This is a genomic window from Pseudomonas sp. GW456-E7 (genome assembly GCF_059424105.1).
Window position 1 is genome coordinate 68116 of the sequence record NZ_JBWKZB010000006.1, and the last position, 13167, is coordinate 81282.

General features: G+C 59.6%; 11 protein-coding genes. 10 read left to right on the forward strand and 1 reads right to left on the reverse strand.

All coding sequences use genetic code 11. The features are described from left to right. The first annotated feature begins 135 nt into the window (after positions 1–135). The 6 genes from dnaJ (at position 136) to AC07YV_RS06505 (ending at position 7721) form a co-directional block, all read left to right on the forward strand. Positions 136–1260, forward strand: a complete 1125-nt coding sequence (gene dnaJ, locus AC07YV_RS06480; protein ID WP_007973132.1) for a molecular chaperone DnaJ — start codon at positions 136–138, stop codon at positions 1258–1260. Between the two features lie 10 nt (positions 1261–1270). Then, entirely contained in the window at positions 1271–2074 is an 804-nt protein-coding gene (gene dapB / locus AC07YV_RS06485; RefSeq protein WP_007973131.1) for a 4-hydroxy-tetrahydrodipicolinate reductase, read from the forward strand. Positions 2075–2333: 259 nt separating this feature from the next. Continuing rightward, entirely contained in the window at positions 2334–3470 is a 1137-nt protein-coding gene (gene carA, locus AC07YV_RS06490; protein WP_095965946.1) for a glutamine-hydrolyzing carbamoyl-phosphate synthase small subunit, read from the forward strand. Positions 3471–3587: 117 nt separating this feature from the next. Further along, on the forward strand, positions 3588–6809 hold the full coding sequence (gene carB / locus AC07YV_RS06495; protein ID WP_102698878.1) for a carbamoyl-phosphate synthase large subunit: 3222 nt from the start codon (positions 3588–3590) through the stop codon (positions 6807–6809). Between the two features lie 2 nt (positions 6810–6811). Beyond that, positions 6812–7288, forward strand: a complete 477-nt coding sequence (greA, locus tag AC07YV_RS06500; RefSeq protein ID WP_032829443.1) for a transcription elongation factor GreA — start codon at positions 6812–6814, stop codon at positions 7286–7288. A gap of 28 nt (positions 7289–7316) precedes the next feature. Then, positions 7317–7721 (forward strand): MFS transporter, encoded by a 405-nt coding sequence (locus AC07YV_RS06505; RefSeq protein ID WP_102698877.1) that lies wholly within the window; start codon positions 7317–7319, stop codon positions 7719–7721. Between the two features lie 9 nt (positions 7722–7730). Here AC07YV_RS06505 and AC07YV_RS06510 read toward each other — a convergent pair whose 3' ends face one another. Beyond that, positions 7731–8039, reverse strand: a complete 309-nt coding sequence (locus AC07YV_RS06510) for a YhbY family RNA-binding protein (RefSeq protein WP_007942889.1) — start codon at positions 8037–8039, stop codon at positions 7731–7733. A 105-nt stretch (positions 8040–8144) separates the two neighbouring features. Between AC07YV_RS06510 and rlmE the strand changes: the two genes are divergently transcribed. The 4 genes from rlmE to glmM all read left to right on the forward strand — a co-directional run bounded on the left by rlmE (position 8145) and on the right by glmM (position 13101). After that, on the forward strand, positions 8145–8777 hold the full coding sequence (gene rlmE / locus AC07YV_RS06515) for a 23S rRNA (uridine(2552)-2'-O)-methyltransferase RlmE (RefSeq protein WP_007988685.1): 633 nt from the start codon (positions 8145–8147) through the stop codon (positions 8775–8777). Positions 8778–8976: 199 nt separating this feature from the next. After that, positions 8977–10887 carry an ATP-dependent zinc metalloprotease FtsH gene (gene ftsH / locus AC07YV_RS06520; protein WP_015093436.1) on the forward strand — a complete coding sequence of 637 codons (1911 nt, stop codon included), beginning with the start codon at positions 8977–8979 and terminating at the stop codon, positions 10885–10887. Positions 10888–10895: 8 nt separating this feature from the next. Further along, positions 10896–11747: a dihydropteroate synthase gene (folP, locus tag AC07YV_RS06525; RefSeq protein ID WP_102698876.1), complete on the forward strand. Its 852-nt coding sequence runs from the start codon at positions 10896–10898 to the stop codon at positions 11745–11747. A gap of 16 nt (positions 11748–11763) precedes the next feature. Beyond that, the gene (gene glmM / locus AC07YV_RS06530) at positions 11764–13101 is read left to right on the forward strand and encodes a phosphoglucosamine mutase (protein WP_102698875.1); all 1338 of its coding nucleotides are present in this window, start codon (positions 11764–11766) and stop codon (positions 13099–13101) included. Positions 13102–13167: the final 66 nt, after the last annotated feature.

Consider the following 13167-nt stretch of genomic DNA (forward strand, 5'->3'; position numbering starts at 1 on the left):
GCCGAAAGTGCCACTTTGAAACAAAGACCAGGATCGTTGAATTGACGTGAGTTGGGTCCGGGCCTGTATTGGGGCTCAACGAGTTCGGCAGACTCAGGAGGGTTTTGCCGGACGTCCTCAAGAGTGCAAAGACTTATGGCAAAGCGTGACTATTACGAAGTGTTGGGTGTTGAGCGTGGCTCAAGCGAAGCGGACCTGAAAAAGGCTTACCGTCGCCTGGCGATGAAGCACCACCCGGACCGTAATCCCGATGACAAGGCGTCGGAAGAGATGTTCAAGGAGGCCAACGAGGCCTACGAAGTGCTTTCCGATTCCAGCAAGCGCGCGGCCTACGACCAGTACGGCCATGCCGGTGTCGACCCGAGCATGGGTGGCGGCGGTGCCGGTTTCGGTGGCCAGAACTTCTCCGACATCTTTGGCGATGTCTTCAGTGACTTCTTCGGTGGCGGTCGCGGCGGTTCCCGTGGCGGCGCTCAGCGCGGCAGTGACTTGCGCTACACCCTGGAACTGGACCTGGAAGAAGCGGTACGCGGCACGACCGTGAATATCCGCGTTCCGACGCTGGTCAATTGCAAGCCGTGCGACGGCTCCGGTGCCAAGAAAGGTTCTTCGCCGGTGACCTGCCCGACGTGCGGCGGTATCGGCCAGGTGCGCATGCAGCAAGGTTTCTTCTCGGTGCAGCAGACCTGCCCGCGCTGCCATGGCCAGGGCAAGATCATTTCCGATCCGTGCGATTCCTGCCACGGCGAAGGTCGCGTCGAAGAGTACAAGACCCTGTCGGTGAAAGTGCCGGCCGGTGTCGATACCGGTGACCGCATTCGTCTGTCCGGCGAAGGCGAGGCGGGTGCCCAGGGTGGCCCGACCGGCGATCTGTACGTGGTGATCAACGTGCGCGAGCACTCGATCTTCCAGCGTGATGGCAAGCACCTGTTCTGCGAAGTGCCGATCAGCTTCGTCGATGCGGCGCTGGGTGGCGAGCTGGAGATTCCGACCCTTGATGGCCGGGTCAAGTTGAAGATCCCCGAGGGGACCCAGACCGGCAAGCAGTTCCGTGTGCGTGGCAAGGGTGTCGCGCCTGTTCGTGGCGGTGGTGCGGGCGACTTGATGTGCCGTGTGGCGGTCGAGACGCCGGTCAACCTGAGCCGTCGCCAGCGTGAAATGCTCGAGGAATTCCGCAGTTCGCTGGCGGACGACAACAGCCATTCGCCGAAAACCACAGGCTGGTTCGAAGGCGTGAAACGCTTCTTCGGCGATTTGTAAGGAGACAGGCATGCGACGTATTGCAGTGATGGGCGCCGCCGGGCGCATGGGCAAGACCCTGATCGAAGCCGTGCAGCAGGCACCGGGTGCCGGTCTGACGGCGGCAGTGGATCGTCCTGACAGCACGCTGGTCGGTGCGGATGCCGGTGAACTGGCGGCTATCGGTCGCATCGGCGTGCCGCTGTCCGGCGATCTGGATCGGGTGGTCGACGAGTTCGACGTGCTGATCGACTTCACGCACCCGACGGTGACCCTGAAGAACCTGGCTTTCTGCCGTAAACACGGCAAGGCCATGATCATCGGGACCACGGGCTTCAGTGTTGAAGAAAAGCAGTTGCTGGCGGAAGCGGGCAAGGACATTCCGATTGTCTTCGCGGCCAACTTCAGTGTCGGGGTCAACCTGTGCCTGAAGCTGCTCGACACTGCCGCTCGCGTATTGGGTGACGATGTCGATATCGAAATCACCGAGGCTCACCATCGGCATAAAGTCGACGCGCCGTCCGGCACTGCCGTGCGCATGGGTGAGGTGATTGCCGATGCGTTGGGTCGTGACCTGAAGAAAGTGGCGGTGTATGGCCGTGAAGGCCAGACCGGTGCGCGTGATCGTGAAACCATCGGCTTCGCCACTGTGCGTGCCGGCGACATCGTCGGTGATCACACCGTGCTGTTCGCCGCCGACGGCGAGCGTGTCGAGATCACCCACAAGGCGTCCAGTCGCATGACCTTCGCCAAGGGTGCGGTACGTGCTGCATTGTGGCTGGACGGGCGCGAGCCTGGCCTTTACGACATGCAAGACGTGCTCGATCTGCGTTAAGATGCACCCGAAATCGGGCTCGCGCGCAGCGTTTGAGCCCGGTTTTGTTCCGCCAGGCGACGTCCTGTCGCATTCTCCAGCCTTTAAGGCTCATTGGCGGTAGACCGAAAAGGCCTTTTTCTGTAAGCTACAGCTTTAGTGTGTCCACTAAAAGCGCGCAGAATAATTCAGTGAAGAAGCGGGGTGACGTGTCCATACGTCACTCCGCTTTTTTACAACCTGCGATCGCCCTTTCAGGCTTTATTTACGGGAGGTCTTCTTGACTAAGCCAGCCATACTCGCCCTTGCTGATGGCAGCATTTTTCGCGGCGAAGCCATTGGAGCCGACGGTCAGACCGTTGGTGAGGTGGTGTTCAACACCGCAATGACCGGCTATCAGGAAATCCTTACCGATCCTTCCTACGCCCAACAGATCGTTACCCTGACTTATCCGCACATCGGCAATACCGGCACCACGCCGGAAGACGCCGAGTCCAACCGCGTCTGGTCCGCTGGCCTGGTCATCCGTGACCTGCCTCTGGTGGCGAGCAACTGGCGTAACACGATGTCCCTGTCCGACTACCTGAAGGCCAACAATGTTGTGGCCATCGCCGGTATCGACACCCGCCGCCTGACGCGCATCCTGCGTGAAAAAGGCGCGCAGAACGGCTGCATCATGGCCGGTGACAACATTTCCGAAGAGGCCGCCATCGCCGCCGCCCAGGGTTTTCCTGGTCTGAAAGGCATGGATCTGGCGAAGGTTGTCAGCACCAAGGACAGCTACGAATGGCGTTCGACTGTCTGGGACCTGAAAACCGACAGCCACGCGACCATCGAAGCCTCCGAGCTGCCGTACCACGTGGTTGCCTACGACTACGGCGTCAAGGTGAACATCCTGCGCATGCTGGTCGAGCGCGGTTGCCGCGTGACCGTAGTGCCTGCCCAGACGCCTGCTGCCGATGTGCTGGCGCTGAAGCCGGACGGCGTGTTCCTGTCCAACGGCCCTGGTGATCCGGAGCCATGCGACTACGCGATCCAGGCGATCAAGGATGTGCTGGAAACCGAGATCCCGGTCTTCGGTATCTGCCTCGGTCACCAACTGCTGGCCCTGGCCTCCGGTGCCAAGACCCTGAAAATGGGTCACGGTCACCACGGTGCCAACCACCCGGTCCAGGACCTGGACACCGGTGTGGTGATGATCACCAGCCAGAACCACGGTTTTGCCGTGGACGAAGCCACCCTGCCGGCCAACGTTCGCGCGATCCACAAATCGCTGTTCGACGGCACCCTGCAAGGGATCGAGCGTACCGACAAGAGCGCCTTCAGCTTCCAGGGTCACCCGGAAGCCAGCCCTGGCCCGAACGACGTAGCGCCATTGTTCGATCGCTTCATCAACGAGATGGCCAAGCGACGCTGATCGCTCGCCTTGATGTAGCAAAGCTTGAGGGTGGCCCCGCACCGGCGGCCCCCTCAAGTCTTCAGAGATTGAACAAGACGGCTTGCCGACTGACCTGCGGATTTGAGTGACAAACCCATGCCAAAACGTACAGACATTAAAAGCATCCTGATTCTCGGCGCTGGCCCGATCGTGATCGGCCAGGCCTGCGAATTCGACTACTCCGGCGCCCAGGCCTGTAAAGCCCTGCGCGAGGAGGGTTACCGCGTCATCCTGGTGAACTCCAACCCGGCCACCATCATGACCGACCCGGCCATGGCCGACGCCACCTACATCGAGCCGATCAAGTGGCAGACCGTTGCCAAGATCATCGAGAAAGAGCGTCCGGACGCGCTGCTGCCGACCATGGGTGGCCAGACCGCCCTGAACTGCGCCCTGGACCTGGAGCGCGAAGGCGTTCTGGAGAAGTTCGGCGTAGAGATGATCGGTGCCAACGCCGATACCATCGACAAGGCTGAAGACCGTTCGCGTTTCGACAAGGCGATGAAGTCCATCGGCCTGGCGTGCCCGCGTTCCGGTATCGCCCACAGCATGGAAGAGGCCAACGCGGTCCTCGAGAAGCTCGGCTTCCCGTGCATCATCCGTCCGTCCTTCACCATGGGCGGCACCGGTGGCGGTATCGCTTACAACCGTGAAGAGTTCGAAGAAATCTGTGCCCGTGGTCTGGACCTGTCGCCGACCAAAGAGCTGCTGATCGACGAATCGCTGATTGGCTGGAAAGAATACGAGATGGAGGTTGTCCGCGATAAGAAGGACAACTGCATCATCGTCTGCTCCATCGAAAACTTCGACCCGATGGGCGTGCACACCGGTGACTCGATCACCGTGGCTCCGGCACAGACCCTGACCGACAAGGAATACCAGATCCTGCGTAACGCCTCCCTGGCGGTGCTGCGCGAGATCGGCGTGGAAACCGGTGGTTCCAACGTTCAGTTCGGTATCTGCCCGAACACCGGCCGCATGGTCGTGATCGAGATGAACCCGCGCGTATCCCGTTCCTCGGCGCTGGCTTCGAAAGCCACCGGCTTCCCGATCGCCAAGGTCGCGGCCAAGCTGGCTGTGGGCTACACCCTCGACGAGCTGTCGAACGACATCACCGGCGGCAAGACCCCGGCGTCCTTCGAACCGTCCATCGACTACGTCGTGACCAAGCTGCCACGTTTCGCCTTCGAGAAGTTCTCCAAGGCTGACGCGCGCCTGACCACGCAAATGAAGTCGGTGGGTGAAGTCATGGCCATCGGCCGTACCTTCCAGGAATCCCTGCAGAAAGCCCTGCGCGGCCTGGAAGTCGGTGTTTGCGGCCTGGACGAGAAGGTTGACCTGAGCAACCCGGAAAGCATGAGCGTGCTCAAGCGCGAGCTGACCGTGCCGGGCGCCGAGCGTATCTGGTACGTGGCGGACGCCATGCGCGCCGGCATGACCGTTGAAGACATCTTCGGCATGACCATGATCGACCCTTGGTTCCTGGTGCAGATGGAAGACCTGATCAAGGACGAAGAGAAGGTCAAGACCCTGGGCCTGACCAGCATCGACCGTGACCTGATGTTCCGTCTCAAGCGCAAAGGCTTCTCCGACATGCGTCTGGCCAAGCTGCTGGGCGTGACCGAGAAGGCCCTGCGTGCTCACCGTCACAAGCTGGAAATCTTCCCGGTCTACAAGCGCGTCGACACCTGTGCTGCCGAGTTCGCCACCGATACCGCTTACCTGTACTCGACGTACGAGGAAGAGTGCGAAGCCGCGCCATCGGGTCGCGACAAGATCATGATCCTGGGTGGCGGTCCGAACCGTATCGGCCAGGGCATCGAGTTCGACTACTGCTGCGTACACGCGGCACTGGCCCTGCGCGATGACGGTTACGAGACCATCATGGTCAACTGCAACCCGGAAACCGTTTCCACCGACTACGACACCTCCGATCGCCTGTACTTCGAGCCAGTGACCCTGGAAGACGTGCTGGAAATCGTTCGCGTCGAGAAGCCGAAAGGCGTGATCGTCCAGTACGGCGGCCAGACCCCGCTGAAACTGGCCCGCGCCCTGGAAGCTGCTGGCGTGCCGATCATCGGCACCAGCCCAGACGCCATCGACCGCGCCGAAGACCGTGAGCGCTTCCAGCAGATGGTCCAGCGCCTGAACCTGCGTCAGCCGCCAAACGCCACCGTGCGCAGCGAAGACGAAGCCATTCGTGCCGCGGCCAAGATCGGTTACCCGCTGGTGGTGCGCCCGTCCTACGTACTGGGCGGTCGTGCGATGGAAATCGTCTACGAAGAAGAAGAACTCAAGCGCTACCTGCGTGAAGCGGTTCAAGTGTCCAACGACAGCCCGGTGCTGCTGGACCACTTCCTCAACTGCGCCATCGAGATGGACGTGGATGCGGTCTGCGACGGCAAGGACGTGGTAATCGGCGCGATCATGCAGCACATCGAGCAGGCCGGGGTTCACTCCGGTGACTCCGCGTGCTCGCTGCCGCCGTACTCGCTGCCGGCGCACATCCAGGACGAGATGCGCGAACAGGTCAAGAAAATGGCCCTGGAACTGGGCGTGGTCGGCCTGATGAACGTGCAGTTGGCGCTGCAAGGCGAAGACATCTACGTCATCGAAGTCAACCCGCGTGCTTCCCGTACCGTACCGTTCGTGTCCAAGTGCATCGGTGTTTCCCTGGCGATGATCGCAGCACGCGTGATGGCCGGTAAAACCCTGAAGGAACTGGGTTTCACCAAGGAAATCATCCCGAACTTCTACAGCGTGAAAGAGGCGGTGTTCCCATTCGCCAAATTCCCTGGCGTTGACCCGATCCTCGGCCCAGAGATGAAGTCGACCGGTGAAGTGATGGGCGTGGGCGACACCTTCGGTGAAGCATTCGCCAAGGCCCAGATGGGTGCCAGCGAAGTGTTGCCGACCGGCGGTACTGCGTTCATCAGCGTACGTGACGACGACAAGCCGCTGGTTGCAGGCGTGGCCCGTGATCTGATCAACTTGGGTTTCGAAGTGGTTGCCACTGCCGGGACTGCCAAGCTGATCGAGGCTGCAGGCTTGAAAGTGCGCCGTGTGAACAAGGTGACCGAGGGTCGTCCGCACGTGGTCGACATGATCAAGAATGACGAAGTCACGCTGATCATCAACACCACCGAAGGTCGTCAGTCGATCGCTGATTCGTACTCCATTCGTCGTAATGCCCTGCAGCACAAGATTTACTGCACCACCACCATTGCTGCTGGCGAAGCCATCTGCGAAGCGCTGAAGTTCGGTCCCGAGAAGACCGTGCGCCGCTTGCAGGATCTACACGCAGGATTGAAGGCATGAGCATAACGAAGTACCCAATGACCGTTCAGGGCGCTCGCGCCCTGGAAGAAGAGCACACTCACCTGACCAAGGTCGTTCGTCCGAAGCTCAGCCAGGACATCGGTACGGCCCGCGAGTTGGGTGACTTGAAGGAAAACGCCGAATACCACGCTGCCCGTGAGCAGCAGGGTATGGTCGAGGCGCGGATCCGTGACATCGAAGGCCGCATGCAGAACGCGGTGATCATCGATGTGACGACCATTCCTCACACCGGCAAGGTGATTTTCGGCACCACCGTCGAAATCGCCAACGTCGAAACCGATGAAAGCGTGACTTACCAGATCGTTGGTGAGGACGAGGCTGACATCAAGCTCGGCAAGATCTCTGTCGGCTCGCCGATCGCTCGCGCCTTGATTGCCAAGGAAGAGGGTGATGTGGTTGCCGTCAAAACGCCTGGCGGCGTTATCGAGTACGAGATTGTCGAAGTTCGCCACGTCTGAAAGCCGGCGCCCGTTTTGTGCGGGCGCCATGCTTTGGCAGCTGACCCAGATGTTGTGGGTCGGTGGCTTGTGGCTGTTACAAGTGGGTCTGTTGCCGGTGCTGGGCCGAATTGGCCTGGCGCCGCTGCTGATCGACGAAATTGCAGGCACGCTCAATGCGTTGGTAGTGGGATTCGCTACGGCGTGTTTGATTTTTCAGGCTTTGGTGCTGATTAAGGCCGAGGGCCTTGTCAGTCTATGGCGGGATATACGCGGGCAACTGCTGTTGATGGCACTGTATGCGTGCGCGATGTACTTCGTGGTGCGCTTCGGTTGGCCGGATGCGCTGCGTTGGCAGGCGTTCAGCTATCTTGTTCTGGGCTTTTCCGGGCTGGTGCTGGTGTTGCAGCCGGTGCCGGGATGGAGTGACAGGGTGCGCGAAGCACACCCTTGACCCTTGCCATCACTTGAAGCGATGGACGTTCGACAGCTGCTTGTTGACGCTGAAGTTCTTGCGGTAGATCAGCGCCATCTTGCCGATGACCTGAACCAGATCCGCTTTGCCGACCTTGCAGAGCTCTGCAATGGACGCCAGGCGCGATTCGCGATCGAGGATGTTGAGCTTGATCTTGATCAGCTCGTGATCCGCCAAAGCGCGTTCGAGTTCGGCTAACACACCTTCAGTCAAACCATTGTCTGCCACAATCAAAACTGGTTTCAGATGGTGGCCAATGGATTTGTACTGTTTCTTCTGCTCTTGAGTGAGCGGCATAATCTGACCCCTGCGTCTGATCTTGTAAAAAGCGGCGGCCAGTTTACCCGAGCGAGTCCGGGACCGCCCAGTTAATCACGACCCGTTTTAATTCCGAGGTATCCCGTGGCCCGTTCCAAGACAAGCCTTAAGTGGTTGCAAGAACATTTCAACGACCCATTCGTCAAAATGGCACAGAAAGACGGGTACCGTTCCCGCGCCAGCTACAAACTGCTGGAGATCCAGGAAAAGGACCGTTTGATCCGCCCTGGCATGAGCGTAATCGACCTGGGTGCGGCTCCGGGTGGCTGGTCGCAGGTGACCAGTCGTCTGATTGGCGGGCAGGGCACACTGATCGCTTCTGACATTCTTGAAATGGACAGCATCCCCGACGTCACCTTTATTCAAGGCGACTTTACCGAGGATGCCGTGCTGGCCCAGATCCTCGACGCCGTCGGAAATAAAGAAGTAGACCTTGTGATTTCCGACATGGCCCCCAATATGAGTGGATTGCCGGCCGTGGATATGCCGCGCGCGATGTTCCTGTGCGAATTGGCACTGGATCTGTCGACGCGGGTGCTCAAGCCCGGTGGTGATTTTTTGATCAAGATCTTCCAGGGCGAAGGTTTCGACGAATTCCACAAGAGCGTTCGCCAGCAGTTCGAGAAGGTGCAGATGCGCAAGCCGACCTCGTCGCGCGACCGTTCTCGCGAGCAGTACCTGCTGGGCCGCGGTTTCCGCGGTCGCAGTGAGGAATGAGTGAATTTTCGATCGGGGTGATAGGATTTTTGTATTACGCCTTGTCAGAATTAGCGAATATTGTGTAGGAAGTGTTTCACAAAGGGTTACAGACGGCGCCTGCCAAGTTGTAGGTAATGTAGTAAGTTAGGCCGGTGAATATCATGCGAAGCGCGCGCCAGTAGCGGAGCTTGCTTCAGAGGGTAGTTAATTGAACGATATGGCAAAGAATCTGATCCTGTGGTTGATCATCGCGGCTGTCCTGGTGACGGTGATGAACAACTTCTCCAGCCCTAACGAGCCGCAGACCCTCAACTATTCCGACTTCATCCAGCAGGTCAAGGATGGCAAGGTCGAGCGCGTGGCGGTTGATGGCTACGTGATTACCGGCAAGCGCAACGATGGCGACAGCTTCAAGACCATTCGCCCGGCGATCCAGGACAACGGCCTGATCGGCGACCTGGTGGACAACCACGTCGTGGTCGAAGGCAAGCAGCCTGAGCAGCAAAGCATCTGGACCCAACTCCTGGTCGCCAGCTTCCCGATCCTGGTGATCATCGCCGTGTTCATGTTCTTCATGCGGCAGATGCAGGGCGGTGCCGGTGGTAAAGGCGGGCCGATGAGCTTTGGCAAGAGCAAGGCACGCCTGCTCTCCGAGGATCAGGTGAAAACTACCCTGGCTGACGTTGCCGGTTGCGACGAAGCCAAGGAAGAAGTCGGTGAACTGGTCGAGTTCCTGCGCGATCCGGGCAAGTTCCAGCGCCTGGGTGGCCGCATTCCTCGCGGCGTGCTGATGGTCGGTCCTCCGGGTACCGGTAAAACCCTGCTGGCCAAGGCTATCGCCGGCGAAGCCAAAGTACCTTTCTTCACCATTTCCGGCTCCGACTTCGTCGAGATGTTCGTCGGTGTGGGTGCCAGCCGTGTTCGCGACATGTTCGAACAGGCCAAGAAACACGCTCCATGCATCATCTTCATCGACGAAATCGATGCGGTCGGTCGCCATCGTGGCGCTGGCATGGGTGGTGGTCACGACGAGCGCGAGCAGACACTCAACCAGTTGCTGGTCGAGATGGACGGCTTCGAAATGAATGACGGCATCATCGTGATTGCCGCGACCAACCGTCCTGACGTGCTGGACCCTGCGTTGCTGCGTCCAGGCCGTTTCGACCGTCAGGTTGTGGTCGGTCTGCCGGACATTCGTGGCCGCGAACAGATTCTCAAGGTTCACATGCGCAAAGTGCCAATGGGTGACGACGTTGCTCCGGCCGTGATCGCTCGTGGTACTCCAGGCTTCTCCGGTGCCGACCTGGCCAACCTGGTGAACGAGGCATCGCTGTTCGCTGCCCGTGCCGGCAAGCGCATCGTCGAAATGAAAGAGTTCGAACTGGCGAAAGACAAGATCATGATGGGCGCCGAGCGCAAGTCCATGGTCATGTCCGAGAAAGAAAAGCAGAACACGGCTTATCACGAAGCGGGCCACGCCATTGTGGGGCGCGTCGTGCCTGAGCACGATCCGGTGTACAAGGTGTCGATCATCCCTCGCGGTCGTGCGTTGGGTGTCACCATGTTCCTGCCGGAAGAGGATCGTTACAGCCTGTCCAAGCGTGCATTGATCAGCCAGATCTGCTCGTTGTATGGCGGTCGTATCGCCGAAGAAATGACCCTGGGCTTCGATGGCGTGACCACCGGTGCTTCCAACGACATCATGCGTGCCAGCCAGATTGCGCGGAACATGGTGACCAAGTGGGGTCTTTCGGAAAAACTCGGTCCGTTGATGTATGCCGAAGAAGAGGGTGAAGTGTTCCTCGGTCGCGGCGGTGGCGGTCAAAGTGCAAGCTTCTCCGGTGAAACAGCCAAGCTGATCGACTCCGAAGTGCGCAGCATCATCGATCAGTGCTACGGCACGGCGAAGCAGATCCTCACCGACAACCGTGACAAGCTCGATGCCATGGCTGATGCCTTGATGAAGTACGAAACCATCGATGCCGAGCAGATCGACGACATCATGGCGGGGCGTACGCCTCGCGAGCCACGGGACTGGTCGGGTGGCACGGGTACTTCCGGCACCCCGCCGGTGGTACAGGATGAGCGTCCGGAAACACCGATCGGCGGTCCTGCTGCTGACGTATAAGGTTTGAAATGACTTCTGTTCAGTCCTCGACCCGGTTGCCTTGCGGCAACCGGGTTCTTGATTTGGCCCAGACGCATGTCATGGGTATCCTCAATGTCACTCCTGATTCGTTCTCCGATGGTGGCCAATACAGCCAGCTCGACGCGGCCATGCGCCACGCCGAAGCCATGGTGGCGGCCGGCGCGACGCTGATCGATGTCGGTGGCGAATCCACCCGTCCTGGTGCCAGGGCGGTATCGCCGCTGGAGGAGCTGGAGCGCGTAGCGCCGATTGTCGAGCGCATTGCTCGCGAGCTGGACGTCATCATCTCGGTCGACACCTCAACACCAGCCGTCATGCGTGAAACGGCGCGTCTGGGCGCCGGGTTGATCAATGACGTACGTTCATTGCGTCGCGATGGTGCGCTGGATGCCGCGGCGGCCACCGGCCTGCCGGTTTGCCTGATGCATATGCTGGGCGAGCCGGGCGATATGCAGGACAATCCGCAATACCAGAACGTTACAAGGGAAGTCGGTGAGTTTCTCGCCGAGCGCATGGTTCAGTGTTCGTTGGTGGGTATCCCGGCGGAACGGATCATTCTTGACCCCGGCTTTGGTTTCGCCAAGACCTTGCAGCACAATCTGAGCTTGTTCAAACATATGGAAGCCCTGCATGCCCTGGGGCGGCCCCTGTTGGTCGGGGTTTCGCGAAAGAGCATGATTGGCCAGGCATTGAATCGTCCGGTGGGAGACCGGCTGTATGGTGGTTTGGCGCTCGCGGCGCTGGCTTCGGCGAAAGGTGCGCGTATATTGCGCGTCCATGATGTAGCCGAAACAGTGGATGTGGTGCGGATGATCGCCGCAGTGGAATCAGCCGAATAAGAATGATGGAGCACTTATGAGCAAAAAATATTTTGGCACCGATGGTATTCGTGGGCGTGTCGGTGAATACCCGATTACTCCTGATTTCATGCTCAAGCTCGGCTGGGCTGCCGGCATGGCGTTCCGCAAGATGGGCGCCTGCAAGGTATTGGTAGGCAAGGACACCCGGATCTCCGGCTACATGTTCGAGTCTGCACTTGAGGCGGGGCTTACCTCCGCGGGTGCCGATGTGATGCTCCTTGGTCCAATGCCGACCCCGGCGATTGCCTACCTGACGCGCACCTTTCATGCCGAGGCTGGCATCGTGATCAGTGCGTCGCACAATCCGCATGATGACAATGGCATCAAGTTCTTCTCCGGCAAAGGCACCAAGCTTCCGGATGAGGTTGAGCTGATGATCGAAGAATTGCTCGATACGCCAATGACCGTGGTGGAGTCGAGCAAGATCGGCAAGGTGTCGCGAATCAACGATGCATCGGGACGCTATATCGAATTCTGCAAGAGCAGCGTGCCCACCGGCACCAGCTTCACCGGCATGAAGATCGTGATCGACTGCGCTCACGGTGCGACTTATAAAGTGGCGCCGAGTGTGTTCCGTGAGCTGGGCGCGGAAGTCGTCGTGCTGTCGGCGCAGCCGAACGGGTTGAATATCAACGACAATTGCGGTTCGACCCACATGGGTCAGCTGCAGGCTGCCGTCGTGGCAGAGCATGCCGATCTGGGCATCGCCTTTGATGGTGACGGCGATCGCGTTCAGATGGTCGACCACACGGGTGCGGTGGTCGATGGCGACGAGTTGCTGTTCATCATTGCCCGTGACCTGCATGAGCGCGACAAGCTGCAGGGCGGCGTGGTCGGAACCCTGATGAGTAACCTGGGGCTGGAACTGGCCCTGGCTGACCTCGGTGTTCCGTTCGTGCGTGCCAATGTCGGTGACCGCTATGTGATTGCCGAATTGCTGGAGCGCAACTGGATCGTGGGTGGTGAAAACTCCGGACACGTTGTGTGCTTCAGTCACACCACCACCGGTGATGCAATCATTGCTGCGCTGCAGGTGCTGATGGGGCTGCGCAGGCGGGATGAAAGTCTGGCGCAGGCTCGTCAGGCGCTACGCAAGTGCCCTCAGGTGCTGATCAATGTGCGTTTCGGCGGTGGTGCAAATCCCCTCGAGCATCCATCGGTCAAGGAAGCCAGCGAGCGTGTGACCAAGGCCATGGCAGGTCGGGGGCGTGTGCTGTTGCGCAAGTCCGGAACCGAGCCGCTGGTGCGTGTGATGGTCGAAGGTGAAGACGAAACCCTGGTTCGCGGCTATGCCGAAGAGCTGGCAAAACTGGTTACTGAAGTTTCTGCCTGAATTCGGCTTGCCAGCCTTGATTGTGTTGGGTAACATCTGCGCCCACTTTGACCGACGAGGTACAGC